Source organism: Klebsiella sp. R445, assembly GCF_051131755.1.
In the GTDB taxonomy this organism is placed as follows: domain Bacteria; phylum Pseudomonadota; class Gammaproteobacteria; order Enterobacterales; family Enterobacteriaceae; genus Klebsiella; species Klebsiella lignicola.
This window is the reverse complement of sequence record NZ_CP180446.1, coordinates 3,936,794-3,955,833: the sequence shown is the minus strand read 5'-3', so window position 1 is coordinate 3,955,833 and position 19,040 is coordinate 3,936,794. Positions and strand designations below refer to the sequence as shown.

Annotated in this window: 17 protein-coding genes and 1 pseudogene; 7 read left to right on the top strand and 11 right to left on the bottom strand. The window is 56.2% G+C overall.

All coding sequences use genetic code 11. The annotated features are described in order from the left end of the window. Positions 1-24: 24 nt before the first annotated feature. A complete protein-coding gene (locus ACMYSN_RS18605) occupies positions 25-129 on the bottom strand; it encodes a hypothetical protein (RefSeq protein WP_462498287.1) in 105 nt (34 codons plus the stop codon). 99 nt (positions 130-228) lie between these two features. Here ACMYSN_RS18605 and ACMYSN_RS18600 point away from each other — a divergent pair, with 99 nt between their 5' ends. Then, positions 229-789 carry a DsbA family protein gene (locus tag ACMYSN_RS18600; RefSeq protein ID WP_462495740.1) on the top strand — a complete coding sequence of 187 codons (561 nt, stop codon included), beginning with the start codon at positions 229-231 and terminating at the stop codon, positions 787-789. A 152-nt stretch (positions 790-941) separates the two neighbouring features. Then, positions 942-1,808, top strand: a complete 867-nt coding sequence (yghU, locus tag ACMYSN_RS18595; protein WP_462495739.1) for a thiol:disulfide oxidoreductase — start codon at positions 942-944, stop codon at positions 1,806-1,808. 34 nt (positions 1,809-1,842) lie between these two features. Here yghU and ACMYSN_RS18590 read toward each other — a convergent pair whose 3' ends face one another. After that, positions 1,843-2,130, bottom strand: coding sequence for a DUF2623 domain-containing protein (locus tag ACMYSN_RS18590; RefSeq protein ID WP_462495738.1), 288 nt, complete (start codon positions 2,128-2,130; stop codon positions 1,843-1,845). Positions 2,131-2,228: 98 nt separating this feature from the next. Continuing rightward, positions 2,229-3,116: a YghX family hydrolase gene (yghX, locus tag ACMYSN_RS18585; RefSeq protein ID WP_462498286.1), complete on the bottom strand. Its 888-nt coding sequence runs from the start codon at positions 3,114-3,116 to the stop codon at positions 2,229-2,231. A 147-nt stretch (positions 3,117-3,263) separates the two neighbouring features. Between yghX and mgrA the strand changes: the two genes are divergently transcribed. Then, the gene (mgrA, locus tag ACMYSN_RS18580; protein ID WP_462495737.1) at positions 3,264-4,304 is read left to right on the top strand and encodes an aldo-keto reductase family protein; all 1,041 of its coding nucleotides are present in this window, start codon (positions 3,264-3,266) and stop codon (positions 4,302-4,304) included. A gap of 205 nt (positions 4,305-4,509) precedes the next feature. Here mgrA and exbD read toward each other — a convergent pair whose 3' ends face one another. Next, complete coding sequence (gene exbD / locus ACMYSN_RS18575) at positions 4,510-4,935, bottom strand: TonB system transport protein ExbD (protein WP_123756465.1); 426 nt, start codon at positions 4,933-4,935, stop codon at positions 4,510-4,512. Positions 4,936-4,941: 6 nt separating this feature from the next. Next, positions 4,942-5,673 carry a biopolymer transporter ExbB gene (exbB, locus tag ACMYSN_RS18570; protein WP_462495736.1) on the bottom strand — a complete coding sequence of 244 codons (732 nt, stop codon included), beginning with the start codon at positions 5,671-5,673 and terminating at the stop codon, positions 4,942-4,944. A 251-nt stretch (positions 5,674-5,924) separates the two neighbouring features. Between exbB and metC the strand changes: the two genes are divergently transcribed. Next, complete coding sequence (gene metC, locus ACMYSN_RS18565) at positions 5,925-7,112, top strand: cystathionine beta-lyase (RefSeq protein ID WP_462495735.1); 1,188 nt, start codon at positions 5,925-5,927, stop codon at positions 7,110-7,112. Positions 7,113-7,241: 129 nt separating this feature from the next. After that, positions 7,242-7,901 (top strand): DedA family protein, encoded by a 660-nt coding sequence (yghB, locus tag ACMYSN_RS18560; RefSeq protein ID WP_462495734.1) that lies wholly within the window; start codon positions 7,242-7,244, stop codon positions 7,899-7,901. A 52-nt stretch (positions 7,902-7,953) separates the two neighbouring features. Here yghB and ACMYSN_RS18555 read toward each other — a convergent pair whose 3' ends face one another. Further along, positions 7,954-8,853 carry an AraC family transcriptional regulator gene (locus ACMYSN_RS18555; protein WP_174509494.1) on the bottom strand — a complete coding sequence of 300 codons (900 nt, stop codon included), beginning with the start codon at positions 8,851-8,853 and terminating at the stop codon, positions 7,954-7,956. Between the two features lie 196 nt (positions 8,854-9,049). Here ACMYSN_RS18555 and yqhD point away from each other — a divergent pair, with 196 nt between their 5' ends. After that, positions 9,050-10,213, top strand: a complete 1,164-nt coding sequence (gene yqhD / locus ACMYSN_RS18550; RefSeq protein WP_462495733.1) for an iron-containing alcohol dehydrogenase — start codon at positions 9,050-9,052, stop codon at positions 10,211-10,213. A gap of 144 nt (positions 10,214-10,357) precedes the next feature. Continuing rightward, positions 10,358-11,185: a 2,5-didehydrogluconate reductase DkgA gene (gene dkgA / locus ACMYSN_RS18545; protein WP_462495732.1), complete on the top strand. Its 828-nt coding sequence runs from the start codon at positions 10,358-10,360 to the stop codon at positions 11,183-11,185. Between the two features lie 155 nt (positions 11,186-11,340). Here dkgA and ACMYSN_RS18540 read toward each other — a convergent pair. From ACMYSN_RS18540 to ACMYSN_RS18520, 5 genes and pseudogenes are all read right to left on the bottom strand, one after another. Then, a pseudogene (locus ACMYSN_RS18540) lies at positions 11,341-13,579 on the bottom strand (YgiQ family radical SAM protein); the annotation flags it as partial. Positions 13,580-13,612: 33 nt separating this feature from the next. Further along, entirely contained in the window at positions 13,613-15,025 is a 1,413-nt protein-coding gene (ftsP, locus tag ACMYSN_RS18535; RefSeq protein WP_462495731.1) for a cell division protein FtsP, read from the bottom strand. 85 nt (positions 15,026-15,110) lie between these two features. Beyond that, positions 15,111-15,848: a 1-acylglycerol-3-phosphate O-acyltransferase gene (plsC, locus tag ACMYSN_RS18530; protein WP_123756453.1), complete on the bottom strand. Its 738-nt coding sequence runs from the start codon at positions 15,846-15,848 to the stop codon at positions 15,111-15,113. A gap of 186 nt (positions 15,849-16,034) precedes the next feature. Continuing rightward, a complete protein-coding gene (gene parC / locus ACMYSN_RS18525) occupies positions 16,035-18,293 on the bottom strand; it encodes a DNA topoisomerase IV subunit A (protein ID WP_462495730.1) in 2,259 nt (752 codons plus the stop codon). Between the two features lie 195 nt (positions 18,294-18,488). Next, positions 18,489-18,896, bottom strand: coding sequence for a YgiW/YdeI family stress tolerance OB fold protein (locus ACMYSN_RS18520; RefSeq protein WP_123756450.1), 408 nt, complete (start codon positions 18,894-18,896; stop codon positions 18,489-18,491). Positions 18,897-19,040 lie beyond the last annotated feature (144 nt).

Genomic DNA, 19,040 nt, shown 5'->3' with positions numbered 1-19,040 from the left:
CTCTTCTTATCCTGCCGCAGGCACTTACCAGACAGAGGTGGGATGATGATACCACTCATTGGATTCACCATTCGTGCCCTGCGGGAAAATAACCCTGCGCCCTCGGGTAAAAGTGATATCGTTATTGATAACCTCTCCCCGTCATACTTCAGGTTGCACGCCGTTGATAACAATCCGGGTTTTTCAGGGAAAAAACAACGAATAACAAAACAACATCAGGAGTTGAGTATGAGCACACAACCGCATCTGCAGGCTCAGCCGCTGGTCTGGGGCCACGGTCCACGGACATTTGAGGTTTTCCTGGAGCCAACCTGCCCCTATTCCGTCAAGGCGTTCAGGAAACTGGACGACCTGCTGGACGAAGTCGGCGCCGATAATGTGACGATCAAAATTCGTCTGCAGTCCCAGCCCTGGCATCTGTTCTCGGGGGTGATCGTGCGTTGCATTCTTGCCGCATCGACGCTGCCGCACGGCAGAGAGCAGGCGCTCAGAGTGCTAAGAGCGGTCGCCGACCATCGCGAAGAGTTTGAGTTTACCGACCACTGTAGCGGGCCGAATATGGACACCACGCCGCAGCAGATTATCCAGCGCATCGAGCGCTACAGCCAGGTGCTGCTGTCCACCGCCTTTGCCCATCCTGAGCTGCAGACGGAAATTAAATGGCACAGCAAATATGCCCGGCAGAACGGCATCCACGTTTCGCCGACCTTCATGGTTAACGGTCTGGTGCAGCCGGACCTCGGCAGCGGGGACGATATTAGCGTGTGGGCCGCGCGGATTATGGCCTGATCCTCTGCCCTGTTCCCCGGTGAGCGGCGCTTGCCGGGGGATCTCCCCCGCAATAAGAGCCTGATGCGACAGTCTCTAAGCCTCAGACGGTTAAACCCGACATCTAACTCCTGCTACACTCCCTCAATCTCTCACTAAAAAGGCAGGTCATCATGTCAGAGAATAATTACCAACCCGCGAAAGTGTGGGAATGGAAGCAAGGCAACGGCGGAGCATTCGCCAACATCAACCGCCCCGTCTCCGGTGCCACTCACGAAAAAACGCTGCCGGTAGGCACACATCCGCTACAGCTGTACTCGCTGGGCACGCCAAACGGCCAGAAAGTGACGATTTTGCTGGAAGAGCTACTGGCGCTGGGCGTGAGCGGTGCGGAATATGATGCATGGCTGATCCGCATCGGCGAAGGGGATCAGTTCTCCAGCGGTTTTGTTGAGGTGAACCCTAACTCAAAAATCCCGGCGCTGAGCGACCACTCCACCACCCCGCCAACTCGCGTGTTTGAATCCGGCAGCATCCTGCTCTATCTCGCCGAGAAGTTTGGTTTCTTCCTGCCAAAAGATCCCGCCGGGCGAACCGAAACCCTGAACTGGCTGTTCTGGCTACAGGGCTCAGCCCCGTTCCTCGGTGGCGGCTTTGGGCACTTCTATCATTATGCGCCGGTGAAAATCGAGTACGCGATCGACCGCTTCACGATGGAAGCCAAACGTCAACTCGACGTGCTGGATAAACAGCTGGCCCGTACCCGCTATGTATCCGGGGAAGAGTACACCATCGCCGATATGGCCATCTGGCCGTGGTATGGCAATGTGGTGCTCGGTGGTGCCTATAACGCCGCGGAATTCCTCGATGCCGGCAGCTATAAAAACGTTCTGCGCTGGGCGCAGGATATCGCTAATCGTCCGGCGGTGAAGCGTGGGCGCATCGTTAACCGTACCAACGGCCCGCTTAACGAGCAGCTGCATGAACGCCATGATGCCAGCGACTTCGATACCCTGACCGAAGACAAACGCCAGTCATAGCCGAACGCCTACCGAAGGCTGCGGCCTTCGGTAGTTAACTCTCCAGCCGATATCCCGCCATAAAGTAACGCACCGCCGTACAGGATTGCCCCTCTTTGAAGAAGTCCATCACCATATTACGGTCGAGGCCATAGCGACGGGTCAGGATCCCGGCTTCCCAGGCGCTAAGCTGGCGATCGCCGGTTTTTTCAAACATGCGCTGCGAATAGCCCAGCACAAACCCGCGCTTATAGTCGGTGCAAAAACTGGCCGCCTCGCTGGCGCTTTCCGCCTGGGGGGCATTGAGCCCCGCCATTAGTCCTTTGCCGAAGTGGTTATCCATCTCTGCCTCCCCATTAGGCTCTTAATCGTTATATACTAAATTATATAGCGATTTTTTGAGCGAGCGTTAGCGCTATTTCTGGCAATTTTCCGGCAAAGTTAGCTCAGGTATTTATCGAACCAGGCCAGCGTCCGTTTCCAGGCCAGTTCGGCGGCCTCGCGGTCATAACGCGGCGTGGAGTCGTTGTGAAAACCGTGATTCGCCTGGGGATAGATGTAGGCTTCGTACACTTTGTTGTGCGCCTTCAGCGCCGCTTCATAGGCCGGCCATCCGGCGTTGATTTGCTTATCCAGCTCCCCATAGTGCAGCAGCAGCGGCGCATGAATTTTTTCGACATCGGCGACCGGCGCCTGACGGCCATAAAACGGCACCGCGCAGGCCAGTTCCGGGATGGCGACCGCGGCGGCATTGCACACCCCACCACCGTAACAAAAACCGGTGATCCCTACCTTACCGCTCGCCTGCGGATGCTTTTCCATAAAGGCGATGGCGGCAAAAAAATCGTTCATCAGCTTCTGCGGATCGACCTTTTTCTGCAGCTCGCGTCCCTCATCATCGTTGCCGGGATAGCCGCCCACGGAGCTCAGGCCATCCGGTGCCAGCGCGATATAGCCGGCTTTTGCCACCCGCCGGGCAACATCTTCAATATAGGGATTCAGGCCGCGATTCTCATGCACCACAATCACCGATGCCGGTTTCACGGTCGCGGTGGTCGGCACCACCAGATAAGCGCGCACCTCGCCGTGGCCGTCGGGAGAGGGATAGCGAATATATTCCGCACGAATATCCGGGTCGGTAAACAGCACCTGCTCTGCCAGCGCATAGTTAGGTTTCAGCAGGTTAAACAGCGCCAGCGCGGTCATACCGCCGACGGCGTATTTACCGGCCAGCTGCAAAAACTCCCGCTTGGTGATTTTGCCGTGCGCGTAATAGTCGTAATACTCCAGTAACTCTTGCGGAAAATCTTTCGCCGTCAGTCGCGTCATCATCTTTTCTCCGGAAATGAAGCCCTATTAAGCAAAGCATAAGCTCACTATGTCGCCAGCAATCTTACGCATTGTGATCCAGCAAACGTCACCAGAGTGCCATACCAGATAAAATAGAAACAACGTTTTAATTCACGAGGAGAGAACATGTCCTGGTTAGCCGCCCCTACCCGCTACGACCAGATGCAGTACCGCTACTGCGGCAAAAGTGGTCTGCAGCTGCCCCTGTTGTCGCTGGGCCTGTGGCACAACTTCAGCCATAGTCACGCGCTGGATGACCAGCGTGCCCTGTTGCGCAAAGCGTTTGATCTGGGGATTACCCACTTCGATCTGGCCAATAACTATGGGCCGCCGCCCGGCAGCGCTGAAGAAAACTTTGGCCGCCTGCTGCGCGAAGATTTCGCCGCCTACCGCGATGAGCTGATCATCGCGACGAAAGCCGGCTATTCCATGTGGCCCGGTCCTTACGGCAACGGCAGCTCACGCAAATACCTGCTTTCCAGCCTCGACCAGAGCCTGAAGCGGATGGGACTGGATTACGTCGATATTTTCTATTCGCATCGCGTCGATGAAAACACCCCGATGGAAGAGACCGCCGCCGCGCTGGCGCAGGCGGTACATAGCGGTAAAGCCCTGTATGTCGGGATCTCCTCCTATTCACCGGAGCGCACCCGGGAGATGGCGGCGCTGCTGCGCGAATGGAAGATCCCGCTGCTGATCCACCAGCCCTCCTACAACCTGCTTAACCGTTGGGTCGATACCAGCGGACTGCTGGATACGCTGGAGGAGAATGGCGTCGGCTGCATCGCCTTTACGCCGCTGGCGCAGGGCTTGCTGACCGGCAAATATCTCCAGCAGATCCCGGAAGGCTCGCGGATGTTCTACGAAGGGAAACGGGCGCGCGGGCTGACGGAAAATATGCTCAGCGACGCCAACCTCAATAGCCTGCGGTTATTGCAGGAGATGGCAAATAGCCGTGGCCAGAGTATGGCCCAGATGGCCCTCAGCTGGCTGCTGAAGGACTCGCGGGTGACCTCGGTACTGATTGGCGCCAGTCGTCCACAGCAGCTTGAGGAGAACGTTCAGGCGCTGCAAAACCTGACCTTCAGTGCAGAAGAGCTGGCGCGGATTGACCAGCACGTGGCCGACGGGCAGCTCAATTTATGGCAAACGTCGTCGGATCAATAAGAGACCAGCCCGAGCGACAGGCCAAAATAAATCGGTGCCCGCAGCCAGCGTGAGGCTTTCCAGAAAGCGTTCCATAGGTTAATGTAAGTTAATGAAAATGTGGGAATTATATCGTAACCTGTCAGCGCCATGACAATATAAGCACCGTGCGTCAGGCATAAAAAAGGCTGGCACAAGGCCAGCCTGAGAAGCGTTATCGGGAGGGTTACTTCGCTTTGACGGTTTCTTCGCCCACCAGACCAATCTTCAGATAACCCGCCTGGTGCAGGGTATCCATCACTTTCATCATCGTTTCGTAGTCCACGGTCTTATCGGCGCGGAAGAAAACGGTGGTGTCTTTCTTGCCTTCCGTCAGCGCGTTCAGCTCGTTAATCATGCTCTCTTCCGTAATCGGATCGTTACCGAGGAACATGGTTTTGTCCGCTTTCACCGACAGATAAATCGGTTTTTCCGGACGCGGCTGCGGCTGGCTGGAGGAGGCCGGAAGGTTAACCTTCACGTCAACGGTGGCCAGCGGTGCCGCCACCATAAAGATGATCAGCAGCACCAGCATAACGTCGATAAACGGCGTGACGTTGATGTCATGCATCTCGCCGTTATCATCAAGATTTTCGTTAAAATGCATCGCCATGGGGCATCAACCTACTCGTAATTTCTGCGCGGAACGGACCGGGTTAACGCCGCTGGCGCTCAGGTCAAGATCACGGCTTTGCAGCAGCAGCACCTGCGCGGCAACGTCGCCGAGAGAGGCTTTGTAGCTACCGATCATGCGGGCGAAAATGTTATAGATAACAACGGCAGGAATGGCCGCAAACAGGCCAATAGCCGTTGCCAGCAACGCTTCTGCGATACCCGGAGCTACAACCGCCAGGTTGGTGGTCTGCGTCTGGGCAATCCCGATAAAGCTGTTCATGATACCCCAGACGGTACCGAACAGGCCGACGAACGGCGAGATGGCGCCGATGGTCGCCAGGTAACCGTTGCCACGGCCCATATAACGGCCGACGAACGCCACGCGGCGCTCAAGGCGGAAACCGGTACGTTCTTTGATGCCTTCGTTATCTTCAACACCTTCGGACAGCGTCAGCTCGTTCTGCGCTTCATTGATAAGCTGCGAGCTCAGGCTCTTCGGGTGAAAATTATTTGCGATATCGCTGGCCTGGTCGAGGGAGCGAGCGTCAGCAAGCAGTTGCTGTTCACGCTTGAGGCGGCGTTTGCTGGAGAGAATTTCAGCCCCTTTGCCAAAAAAGATAGCCCATGTGACTACCGACGCCAGAATCAGGCCGATCATCACTACCTTAACGACAATATCGGCATGATGATACATACCCCAAACGGACAGGTCCGCCTGCATCAAATTATTACCCACGCTGAATCTCCAGGACGTAAATCACAAAATCTGAGCACAATAATATCAAAAAAGCATCGAATTGATAGTGGTTCTCATTAGTATTTACACTGTGCAGCAAATCACGTTTACATTCTTTGCGCTTACGCAGTAAAAAAGCGGCCATCAGCGGATTTCGCGATATTTTTACCCGTATCGACCATTCATCAGTACACGATTGTCCATTCATGCTAGTTTAGACGTCCAGACGTATAAAAGCAGGTAATAAAAACATGGCGGACAAACATCTTGATACCGCGCTGGTGAATGCCGGGCGCAGCAAAAAATATACTCAGGGCTCGGTCAACAGCGTGATTCAGCGTGCCTCGTCGCTGGTTTTCGATACCGTTGAAGCCAAAAAGCAGGCCACCCGCAATCGGGCGAAAGGCGAACTGTTTTATGGACGTCGCGGCACCCTCACCCACTTTTCCCTACAGGAAGCGATGTGTGAACTGGAAGGCGGTGCCGGCTGCGCGCTGTTCCCTTGCGGGGCGGCGGCGGTTGCCAATACCATTCTGGCGTTCGTCGAACAGGGTGACCATGTGCTGATGACCAACACCGCATACGAGCCCAGCCAGGACTTTTGCACCAAAATTCTTGCAAAGCTCGGCGTCACCACCAGCTGGTTTGACCCGCTGGTGGGCGCGGATATCGCCCGTCAGGTGCAGCCAAATACCCGCGTGGTGTTCCTGGAATCTCCCGGCTCTATCACCATGGAAGTCCATGACGTTCCGGCTATTGTTGCCGCCGTGCGCCGCGTGGCACCAGAAGCGATCATCATGATCGACAACACCTGGGCGGCGGGCGTGCTGTTTAAGGCGCTGGATTTTGGCGTCGATATCTCCATTCAGGCCGGGACGAAGTACCTGATCGGCCACTCCGATGCGATGGTCGGCACCGCGGTATCCAACGCGCGCTGCTGGGATCAGCTGCGGGAGAATGCCTACCTGATGGGGCAAATGGTGGATGCGGATACCGCCTATATGACCAGCCGCGGCCTGCGTACCCTCGGCGTTCGCCTGCGTCAGCACCACGAAAGCAGCCTGCAGATTGCCGAATGGCTGGCGCAACATCCGCAGGTCTCACGCGTCAATCACCCTGCACTGCCGGGAAGTAAGGGCCATGAGTTCTGGAAACGCGATTTCACCGGCAGCAGCGGGCTATTCTCTTTTGTCCTCAACAAGCGCCTGACCGACAGCGAGCTGTCAACCTATCTTGACAACTTCAGCCTGTTCAGTATGGCCTACTCCTGGGGCGGCTTTGAGTCGCTGATTCTGGCGAACCAGCCGGAGCAGATCGCCGCCATCCGCCCGGAAGCGGAAGTCGATTTCAGCGGCACGCTGATTCGCCTGCATATTGGATTAGAAAATGTTGACGATCTGTGGGCGGATTTAGCGGCAGGCTTCTCTCGTATCGTGTAAAGTGACGGTGATTGGCAATAATGGCGGACGCTCTGTATCGGCGGCCGCTTTTGTTGCGCCCGAGATCAAGGTGTTCGGGGCTCTTCAGGAGTACACTACTCGCAAATACGGTACCACTTAGGAAAGTCCATGGTTGTCATTCAAGAGATTGTCGCCGCCCTGTGGCAACATGATTTTGCCGCGTTGGCAAACCCCCAGGTTGTGGGCGTTGTTTATCTGGTCATGTTCACGACATTGTTTCTGGAAAACGGTCTGCTACCCGCTTCATTTTTACCCGGAGACAGCCTGCTGCTGCTCGCCGGGGCGCTCATTGCTAAAGGCGTCATGGACTTTGTGCCGACACTTGCCATTCTCACCGCGGCGGCCAGTCTCGGCTGCTGGTTGAGCTATCTGCAAGGGCGCTGGCTGGGCAATACTGCCACCGTGAAAGGCTGGCTGGCGCATCTGCCGCAAAAGTATCATCAACGTGCGACCTGCATGTTTGATAAACATGGTTTGCTGGCGTTGCTGGCCGGGCGTTTTCTGGCGTTCGTGCGCACTCTGCTCCCGACGATGGCCGGGATCTCCGGGCTGTCAAACCGCCGTTTCCAGTTCTTTAACTGGCTGAGCGCACTGCTGTGGGTGGGCGTGGTCACCGGTCTGGGTTATGCTCTGAGCATGATCCCGTTCGTCAAACGCCATGAAGACCAGGTCATGACCTGCCTGATGATTCTGCCAATTGCGCTGCTGGTGGCGGGTCTGGTCGGCACCCTGGCCGTGGTTATCAAGAAAAAATTCTGTAACGCCTGATTTCCCCTTCCTGCCGGGAGGACGCGTACCCGCGCCTTCCCGGTTCTGACCATTATATTCCCTGAATCATGCGGATCCGCGCCGCATCTTCCCCCGGCGTCATGCCAAAATAGCGCTTAAACTCCCGGCTGAACTGCGACGCGCTTTCGTACCCCACGCGCATCGCCGCGGCGCTGGCTTTCATGCCGTCATGGATCATCAGCATCCGCGCTTTATGCAGTCGATAGCTTTTCAGGTATTGCAGCGGCGAGGTGCTGGTCACCGATTTGAAATTATGGTGAAACGCCGAGACGCTCATATTGGCTTCCGCCGCCAGCTGGTCGACGCTCAGGTTTTCGGTGTACTGGCTTTCGATGCGCTTCAGAACCCGGCTAATCAAACTGAAATGGGTCTGTCGGCTCACCAGCGCCAGCAACGCGCCGCCGCACGGCCCGGTGAGCACGTAGTAGAGCATCTCGCGGATAATCTGTTTCCCGAGGATACGCGCGTCCAGCGGGCGCTCCATCACGTCCAGCAGCCGCTCCGCCGCGCAGAGGATCTCCTCCGATAACGCCGCCGAGTTGATGCCGCTTGAGGCCATCGCGGGCTGAAACTGTTCGTCCTCGCCGATATCCATCAGCAGCTCCTGCAGCTGCAGAATGTCGACATTCAGGCGTAACCCCGCCAGCGGCACCTCTGGGGTAGCGAAGGTCTCGCACTCAAACGGCAGCGGTACGGTCAGCAGCAGGTATTCATTGGTGTCATAACGAAAAGTTCGCTCATTGATGTAACCAATTTTATGGCCGGAAAAGAGAAAAACGATGCCGGGCTGGTACATCACCGGGGTGCGTGTACCCGGCTGTGTGCCGTACAGCAGACGGATATCTGGCAGCAGCATACTGAGACTTTCTTCTTTATCTTTCAGCGCATTAACTTTCTCTGTCAGCAGCTGACATATCTCGGCGCGGTTCATTTTCGGTGACTCTCCAGCGGTTTTCTCACCACTGCATTGTGCGCACATTCCTGCCTTTTCTCCAGCACCATGGAGAAATGGGCAAGACAACGGCAGGAATGTGCATTGAGAGGAACAGGCGACAGGACCACAATGACCGTCATCTGGCCGAGGCATTCTCTCTGTCGGCAGTTTTTATTTTTTGAGGACACGCGTAATGAACAATTTCGATCTATATACCCCAACCCGCATCCTGTTTGGCAAAGGCGCCATCGACAACCTGCGCGATCAGCTCCCGGCAGATGCCCGTATTCTGGTGACCTACGGCGGCGGTAGCGTGAAGAAAACCGGCGTGCTCGATCAGGTGCTCAGCGCACTGGATGGTTTTGACGTGCTGGAGTTTGGCGGGATTGAGCCTAACCCTTCCTATGAAACCCTGATGAACGCCGTCAAAATCGCCCGCGAACAAAAGGTCTCCTTCCTGCTGGCCGTTGGCGGTGGTTCGGTACTGGATGGTACTAAGTTCATCGCCGCGGCGGCGCACTATGACGAAAACGTCGATCCGTGGGAAATCCTCGAAACCTACGGCAGCAACGTGAAAAGCGCGATCCCGATGGGCTCCGTGCTGACGCTGCCAGCCACTGGTTCCGAATCTAACAAAGGTGCTGTGGTCTCCCGTAAAACCACCGGCGACAAACGCGCCTTTATGTCTTCTCACGTGCAGCCGGTATTTGCGATCCTCGACCCGGTTTACACCTACACCCTGCCGCCGCGCCAGGTAGCTAACGGGGTGGTTGACGCCTTTGTCCATACCGTTGAGCAGTACGTCACCTATCCGGTTGATGGCAAAATTCAGGATCGCTTTGCCGAAGGCATTCTGCTGACCCTGATTGAAGATGGCCCGAAAGCGCTGCAGGAGCCGGAAAACTACGATGTGCGTGCCAATATCATGTGGGCCGCGACCCAGGCGTTAAACGGCCTGATCGGCGCTGGCGTGCCGCAGGACTGGGCAACCCATATGCTGGGACACGAACTGACTGCAATGCATGGTCTTGACCACGCGCAGACTCTGGCCATCGTGCTGCCGGTGCTGTGGAATGAAAAACGCGATACCAAACGCGCCAAACTGCTGCAATATGCCGCGCGCGTCTGGAATATCACCGAAGGTTCTGAAGACCAGCGCATCGATGCAGCTATTGCGGCGACGCGTCAATTCTTCGAACAGATGGGCGTCCCAACCCGTCTTTCTGATTACGGCCTGGACGGGAGCTCCATTCCGGCGTTACTGGCTAAACTGGAAGAACATGGCATGACTCAGTTGGGTGAAAATCAGGATATCACCCTCGACGTCAGCCGCCGGATTTACGAGGCTGCACGCTAAGTTCGTCCGCGTTTGTCACCTCTCCATCGCCCGATCCGAGGCGATGGAGAAGAGTTTAACTACCGTTTTGAGCTATTTCGTCCAGACTTAATGCTACCCCCTGGCGGAATGAATACCGCCAGGTTTCATTAACAGGAGGAAGGCATGACACATCCCACCGTTATAAAACTGCACGACGGCAATCTGATGCCACAGTTGGGTCTCGGCGTGTGGAAAGCAGGCAACGAGGAAGTCGTCTCCGCCATTCATAAGGCGCTGGAAGTCGGTTATCGCTCCATTGATACCGCCGCAGCCTACCAGAATGAGAGCGGCGTCGGCACGGCGTTAAGCAGTGCAGGCGTCCCACGCGATGAGCTGTTCATTACCACCAAGCTGTGGAATGACGACCAAAAACATCCGCGTGAAGCACTGCAGGAGAGCCTGCGTAAACTGCAGCTCGACTACGTCGATTTATACCTTATCCACTGGCCCGTTCCGGCCGTAGACCACTACGTTAACGCCTGGAAAAACCTGATCGCGCTGAAAGAAGAGGGGCTGATCAAGAGCATCGGCGTCTGTAATTTCCAGGTCCACCATCTGCAGCGGCTGCTCGATGAAACTGGCGTAGCGCCAGTGATCAATCAGGTGGAACTCCATCCCCTGCTACAACAGCGTCAGCTCCATTCCTGGAACGCCACCCATAAGATCCAGACTGAATCCTGGAGCCCGCTGGCACAGGGCGGTGAAGGGGTGTTTGATCAGAAAATTATCCACCATCTGGCAGATAAGTACGGGAAAACGCCGGCGCAAATCGTCATTCGCTGGCATCTGGACAACGGTCTGGTGGTCATTCCTAAATCCGTGACCCCGGCGCGTATCGCCGAGAACTTTAACGTCTGGGACTTCCGCCTCGATAAAGACGAAATGAGTGAAATGGCAAAACTGGACCAGAACAAGCGTCTTGGCCCGGATCCAGATCAGTTTGGCGGGTAAAAACCTGGCGACTAAAAAGTAAAAAAGCCGGACTGGCATTCACGTCAGTCCGGCTTTTTTTCAGCTTTTTCAGCGTATCGTCTACCCGGCAAGCAACACGTCACCGGGCAAATACCGTCGTTTTAGCGACTGGCGCTCTTAGCGCGTTTTACCGGCTTCTTCGCCGTCGCCTCGCCGTTCGAACGCTGATGCACAATTGGCGTATGTTTGGTTAACGCCGGGCGCGTGTGGCGGTTCTGACGGCGTGCTTCACGCATCTCATCAAGGGTCGGTGCAGGCACCAGACACTCGCGGCGCGAGCCAATCAGGTGTTTCTTGCCCATGGTCTCCAGCGCCTGGCGAATCAGCGGCCAGTTTGCCGGATCGTGGTAACGCAGCAGCGCTTTATGCAGGCGACGCTGTTTGTCCCCTTTCGGCACCACAACTTCTTCACTCTTATAGCCAATTTTACCCAGCGGGTTCTTGCCGGTGTAATACATGGTGGTCGAGTTAGCCAGCGGCGACGGGTAGAAGTTCTGCACCTGGTCGAGACGGAAACGGTTTTTCTTCAGCCACAGCGCCAGGTTCACCATATCTTCGTCACGGGTTCCCGGGTGGGCGGAAATAAAGTACGGGATCAGGTACTGCTCTTTGCCCGCCTGCTTCGAATAGCTATCGAACAGCTCTTTAAAGCGGTCGTAGCTCCCCATACCCGGCTTCATCATTTTCGACAGCGGGCCTTCTTCGGTATGTTCCGGCGCGATCTTCAGATAGCCGCCCACGTGGTGGGTCGCCAGCTCTTTGATGTAACGCGGATCCTCAACGGCGATGTCATAGCGCACACCTGAAGCGATCAGGATTTTTTTGATCCCTTTCAGATCGCGAGCGCGGCGATACAGATTGATCGTTGGCTCATGGTTGGTGTCCATGTGCGGGCAGATATCGGGATAGACGCAGGACAAGCGGCGACAGGTTTGCTCAGCACGCGGCGACTTACAGCGCAGCATATACATGTTGGCCGTCGGGCCACCAAGATCGGAGATAATACCGGTAAATCCCGGTACCGTGTCGCGAATGGCTTCGATTTCGTTAATGATCGAATCTTCGGAACGGCTCTGAATAATGCGCCCTTCATGCTCGGTGATCGAACAGAACGAACAGCCGCCGAAACAGCCGCGCATAATGTTGATCGAGAAGCGGATCATCTCGTAAGCCGGGATACGTTCGTCGCCGTAGACCGGGTGCGGAACGCGCTTATATGGCAGCGCAAACACGCTATCCATCTCTTCCGTCGACAGCGGGATCGCCGGTGGGTTTACCCAGATATAACGCTCGCCGTGCTTTTGCATCAGCGCGCGGGCGCAGCCAGGGTTGGTCTCATGATGCAGAATACGTGACGCATGGGCGTAAAGTACCTTGTCCCCTTTGACCTTCTCGAAGGAAGGCAGCAGAACGTAGGTCTTTTCCCATGGTTTCGGGCGCGGCGGCTGAACGGTCACCTGTTTGGCTTCTTGTTTCGGCGGCGCCACGGTTTTGTTATCCGCGCACGGCAGATCTTCACCGTACGGGTGCGGAATCGGGTCGATTCTGCCTGGGGTGTCCAGACGCGTGGAGTCCACGCCGCTCCAGCCAGGCAGCGCCTCTTTGACCATAATGGCGGTGTTGCGCACGTCGCGAATGTGGCCAATCGGCTCACCGGCGGCCAGACGATGCGCCACTTCAACCAGCGGGCGTTCGCCGTTGCCGAACATCAGCATATCGGCCTTCGAGTCCACCAGCACCGAACGACGTACGGTATCAGACCAGTAATCGTAATGCGCGGTACGACGCAGGCTGGCTTCGATGCCGCCGAGGATAACCGGGACATCTTTCCACGCTTCTTTACAGCGCTGGGTGTAAACCAGGGTGGCGCGGTCCGGGCGTTTACCGGCAACGTTGCCCGCGGTGTAGGCATCGTCGTGACGCAGTTTACGGTCGGCGGTATAGCGGTTGATCATCGAATCCATGTTGCCGGCGGTGACGCCGAAGAACAGGTTCGGTTTACCCAAACGCATAAAGTCATTTTTATTGTTCCAGTCCGGCTGGGAAATAATCCCGACGCGGAACCCCTGCGCCTCCAGCATGCGCCCGCAGATAGCCATACCGAAGCTCGGATGGTCAACATAGGCATCGCCGGTTACCAGAATAATGTCGCAGCTATCCCAGCCAAGTTGATCCATCTCTTCGCGTGACATTGGTAAAAACGGCGCGGGGCCAAAGCAGGCGGCCCAGTACTGCGGCCAGGAAAAAAGGTCACGATCCGGTTGGATCAGGGATATTGCGCTCATATTGCTTCCGGAAAAATGATAAAAAAATAATCAAAGGCCGGCGATTATAAGCCGGATCGATGATAGAAATGAAGGGAGATTTTCTTATACCCCAACCATGATGCGGCTGGGGTATGCGGCATTACGGTGCCGGATTTACCAGGATCTGACCGATAGATCCACGGTCGGCAAGTTCCAGCGTCTGGCTTAAGTACTGGAACGGGAAGTGGGGCCAGGAAGGCTGGGTGTAGTACACCAGCAGTTCCACCTGCCCGTCAATCCACACGGTATCTTTCCAGCCGCGATCTTCCGGGAACGGAACGGAACCGTTAACGTTGCGCAGCTGGAACATCACGCCTTCAATATGGAACGACTGCGGCCGATCGGCACGCACCGTCCAGCGCTCCCATGTCCCCTGCTGTGCAGTAATATCAATGCGCTGCGGATCCCACAGATTGCCGTTAATACCCGGATCGTCGCCCAGCGTGATATCGCGGGTGCGGGTTGGCGTCCCGGTGAGAATTTCCGTCGGCAGCAGGCGCACCGGCAGGCTATCGGTCACCAGCGGCAGCAGGCCCGTCGGACGCAGCGTTAATAACAGGGTGGAAATCAGGATGCTTGAAGGTTCGAAGAAGCCCCGTATACGGTCAACAATGCTGGCCGCTTCACCGCAGGTGATCGACACTTCATCGCCGTTGGTCATATCGACCAGGATTTCGCGCCGCTCTCCGGGAGCCAGCGACAGCTGCTTCAACGACACCGGGGCTGGTAAAAAGCCCTGGTCGCCAGAAATAACATGTATCAGCCGGCCATCGCTCATCTGCAGCTGATAGCGACGGGAGTTAGAGGCATTCAGCAGGCGCAGGCGCACCCAGCCGCGTGATACTTCGACATACGGGCTCTGCGCGCCGTTCACCAACAGCGTATCGCCAACAAAACCACCGCTGCCCGGCTCGCTATACTCCGGCGTACCGAAGTTATCAAGGCGCTTATCCTGAATGATCACCGGGAAGTCATCGACGCCGTAGTGATTCGGCACCGGGAGATTTTTGCTGACCTCATCTTCTATCAGCCACATCCCGGCCAGACCGTTGTATACCTGTTTGGCCATATGGTTGGGGGTGTTCGCCTGATACCAGAGAGTGGAAGCGCTCTGGCGAATCGGCAGCACCGGCGCCCAATCGGCGTTCGGCGACATCATGCGAGCCGCCCCGCCAATCAGCGGGCCGGGAACCTGCAGGCCGCGAACGGTCATAGCGACGTTTTCCGTCAGACGGTTGCTGTAGATCAGCTTAACATCATCCCCATTCCACACGCGGATTGTCGGCCCAAGGTAGCGACCGTTCACGCCCCAGACCGACGCGCGGGTGCCGGGAGTAAATGACCAGTGCGCCCGCTGCAGGGTTAAAAACAGCGGTTGGCCGCGGCGCGACTCCAGCAGCGGCGGCACCGGCAGTGCAGGCTGTTGGCCGGCGGCATGTGCGTTCAGCGGCACGGCTCCCGCGCATAGCGCTACGCCTGAAGCCTTTATAAACTGACGCCGACTGAATGACATATTAACTCCATGAAATACAAACAAATCAAAAGGGGAATTCGTTTCCCGCTAGCCACGTGCACGCGTTATCGCGGCAGTTCCTGCTTTATTTCTTTGCCGCCGCTTCGCGCTCGGCAACTTCACGATCTAACTCTTCAATCTTCGCGGCCATCAGTTCGCGACAGTGCGTTGCCAGCGCGCGAACGTTCTCTTTACCGTACTGGCTGGTATCGACCGGCGGCAGCATTTCAACAATCACCAGACCGTTGTTCAGGCGATTGAGGTTAATTTTATTCGAAGTGTTAGAAACGCATACCGGAATAATCGGCACGCCAGCAGCGACAGCCGCATGGAAAGCGCCGGTTTTAAACGGCAGCAGGCCACGGCCACGGCTACGGGTACCTTCCGGGAACATCCAGAAAGAGACGTTGCGTTTTTTAAACGAATCGACGACCTGTGAAATCGTTCCGTGCGCTTTCGCCCGGTTATTTCGGTCAATCAGCAGGTTCCCCGTCAGCCAGTAAAGCAGGCCAAAGAACGGGATCCACACCAGGCTCTTTTTACCTACGGTAACGGTCGGCGGCTGCACGATATTGGATGCCGTCACCATATCATAGTTGTTCTGATGGTTAGCGATGTAGATCGCATTCCCATACTGCTCAGCATCGGCAGGCTTACGCGTTTCTACTTTCAGGCCAAATACCGGGGACAGCCGGCCAAACAGATGCCCGAAGGTGGCAACATGTTTTGGATTCCGCGGGCTGAACAAGCAGTAAATACAGCCAAATATGCACACAAAGATACAATAAATAACAACAACAATTAGTCGAAAAATAAATAGCATAGCTACCTCTAAAACCCAAACCGCCTGATTCGTTGTTTAGCAAATTGCTGGCGCCGGGGTTATGCGCCGATCGCCCCGGCAGGTATTGAATGATTTTGCGCCTATTGTTAATCGCAACACCTGAATAAACAACGATTTTGCGGCAAATTTTAGCATCCCCCGGTTTTGCGCCAAGGGATGCTCATCTTACTCTTCGCTATCACCTGCCGATGCACGACGCGGTGAATCAATCTCCACGCGGTCGATTTTCTGCAATCCGCGCATCAATGAGCCGCGACGACCGCGTTCACCGGTGACTTTTTGCAGCTCTTCCGGACGAAGTTTGATCTTACGCTTGCCGACATGAATCGTCAGCGTGCTCTGCGGCGGCAGTACAAACAGGTGCGCCAGACCATCCTGCCCGGAGGCGGCTTCCGCCGAAGGAATATTGATAATCTTATTCCCTTTGCCTTTGGACAGTTGCGGCAGATCGCTGACCGGGAACATCAGCATACGCCCGGCCATGGTTATCGCCAGCAGCATGTCGGACTCATCTTCAATGACCAGCGGCTCCATCACCCGGGCGTTATCCGGTAGCGTGATCAGCGCCTTGCCCGCACGGTTGCGCGCCACCAGGTCGTTGAAGGTGCAGACGAAACCGTAGCCGGCATCAGAAGCCATCAGCAGCTTACGGTCGTCGTTTTCCATCAGCATGTGTTCCACGCTGGCGCCCGGCGGCAGCGTCAGCTTACCGGTAATCGGCTCGCCCTGGCCGCGTGCCGAAGGCAGCGTAATCGGATCGATGGCGTAGCTTCGCCCGGTAGTATCAATGAACACCACCGGCTGGTTGCTCTTGCCTTTCGACGAGGCTTTCCAGCTGTCACCCGCTTTATAGCTCAGGCCCTGCGCATCGATGTCATGGCCCTTGGCGCTACGCACCCAGCCCATTTGCGACAGCACGATGGTCACCGGCTCAGATGGCAGCATGTCGTGCTCGCTCATCGCTTTCGCTTCTTCACGCTCGCGCAGCGGTGAACGACGATCGTCACCAAAGGTGTCGGCGTCGGCCTGCAGCTCTTTCTTCAGCAGGTTATTCATCTTGCGTTCTGACGCGAGGATCGCCTGCAGCTGATCGCGCTCTTTTTCCAGCTCGTTCTGCTCGCCGCGGATCTTCATCTCTTCCAGTTTGGCGAGATGGCGCAGTTTTAACTCGAGGATTGCTTCCGCCTGGGTTTCGCTGATGCCAAAGCGCGACATCAGGGCCGGCTTCGGTTCATCCTCGTGGCGGATAATTTCAATCACTTCATCGATATTGAGGAAGGCGACCAGCAAACCTTCCAGGATATGCAGCCGCTTGAGCACCTTCTCCAGACGGTAGCTCAGACGACGACGCACGGTATCGCGACGGAAGGTCAGCCACTCCGACAGGATCTCCAGCAGGTTTTTCACCGCCGGGCGATTGTCGAGGCCGATCATGTTCAGGTTAATGCGATAGCTTTTTTCGAGGTCGGTGGTGGCGAACAGGTGATTCATCACCTGTTCCATGTCCACGCGGTTGGAGCGCGGGACAATCACCAGACGAGTCGGATTCTCGTGATCCGATTCGTCGCGCAGATCGTCAACCATCGGCAGCTTTTTATTGCGCATCTGGGCGGCGATTTGCTCCAGCACGCGCGCGCCGGAGACCTGATGCGGCAGCGCGCTGATCACCACCGCGCCGTCTTCTTTCTTCCATACCGCACGCATGCGCACCGAGCCGCGACCATTCTGGTAGATTTTGCGGATTTCAGCGCGCGGGGTGATGATCTCCGCTTCGGTCGGGTAATCTGGCCCGTGGACGATATCCAGCAGCTCGTCGAGCGAGGTCTGCGGCTTTTCGATCAGGGTGATCGCCGCCTGCGCCACTTCACGCAGGTTGTGCGGAGGAATATCGGTTGCCATCCCCACGGCAATGCCGGTGGTGCCGTTGAGCAAAATATTCGGCAGGCGCGCAGGCAGCATTTTCGGCTCCTGCATCGTCCCGTCAAAGTTCGGCACCCAGTCGACGGTTCCCTGACCCAGTTCGCTCAGCAGCAGTTCTGCATACTTCGACAAACGGGATTCGGTGTAACGCATCGCGGCGAAGGATTTAGGATCGTCCGGTGCCCCCCAGTTCCCCTGCCCGTCCACCAGCGGATAACGGTAGGAGAATGGCTGCGCCATCAGCACCATGGCTTCATAGCAGGCGCTATCGCCGTGCGGGTGATATTTACCCAGCACGTCACCAACGGTGCGGGCGGACTTTTTGAACTTAGCACTGGCGTTCAGTCCCAGCTCGGACATCGCATAAACGATGCGACGCTGGACCGGTTTCAGGCCATCGCCAATAAACGGTAATGCCCTGTCCATGATGACGTACATGGAATAGTTCAGGTAGGCATTTTCCGTAAATTCATGCAGCGCAAGGCGCTCTGCCATATCGCTCATTAATCGTGAATCCTCAATCTGCGTACCGACCGTGCGGGCGGCAAAACTACCGGCGATAATACCCGATCTCACGCCCTGAGTCACAGGCCGTGAGATCGGCTGAGGATTCTCTTTGGCGAGAATCCGTTCAGCGGCAGTTAAATACCCTGGCAGAGCGAGGGAATCATTCCCGAGCGCAGGTGCCCGATGTCGCGATTAGGGGGCGACTTTGGTGATTTGTTTGACGTCGATCTCCACCGAGTTCCAGTCTTTATCGACCTCGCCCTGAATTTCCACGGTGTCCTGCGGCGTCACGGTCAGGCCGTTCCAGCGCTTGTGATCGATATCCACATTCACGGTTCCGGAAGCATCCTGGAATTTATACAGGTCGTCGGAGATGCGCTGAACGATTTTACCGCGCAGGGTAACCCAGGTGTCATCGCGCAGCGATTTGGCATTCTCCACCGTCGTGACGCTGCCGTTAGGGCCAATAAAGCCGCCGTTTTGCGTTGACGTCTGGCTGGATTGCGTGGCGGCAGGTCCGTTGAAACCACCCTGCTCCGCCGCCAGTACCGGCATGGAAATCAAGGCCACGATAGCGGTCATTGCAGCAATTTTCTTCATGATAGGTTCTCCCTTTATGTTTATATCGTCACGATTACATCAGGCAAAACTTAACAACTTCTTAAGCGGTAAAAAGAAATTTTATTGCTGTACAGCGACGGTTGCAACGCGGTTTACTGCCTCTATACCCTAAATAATTCGCGT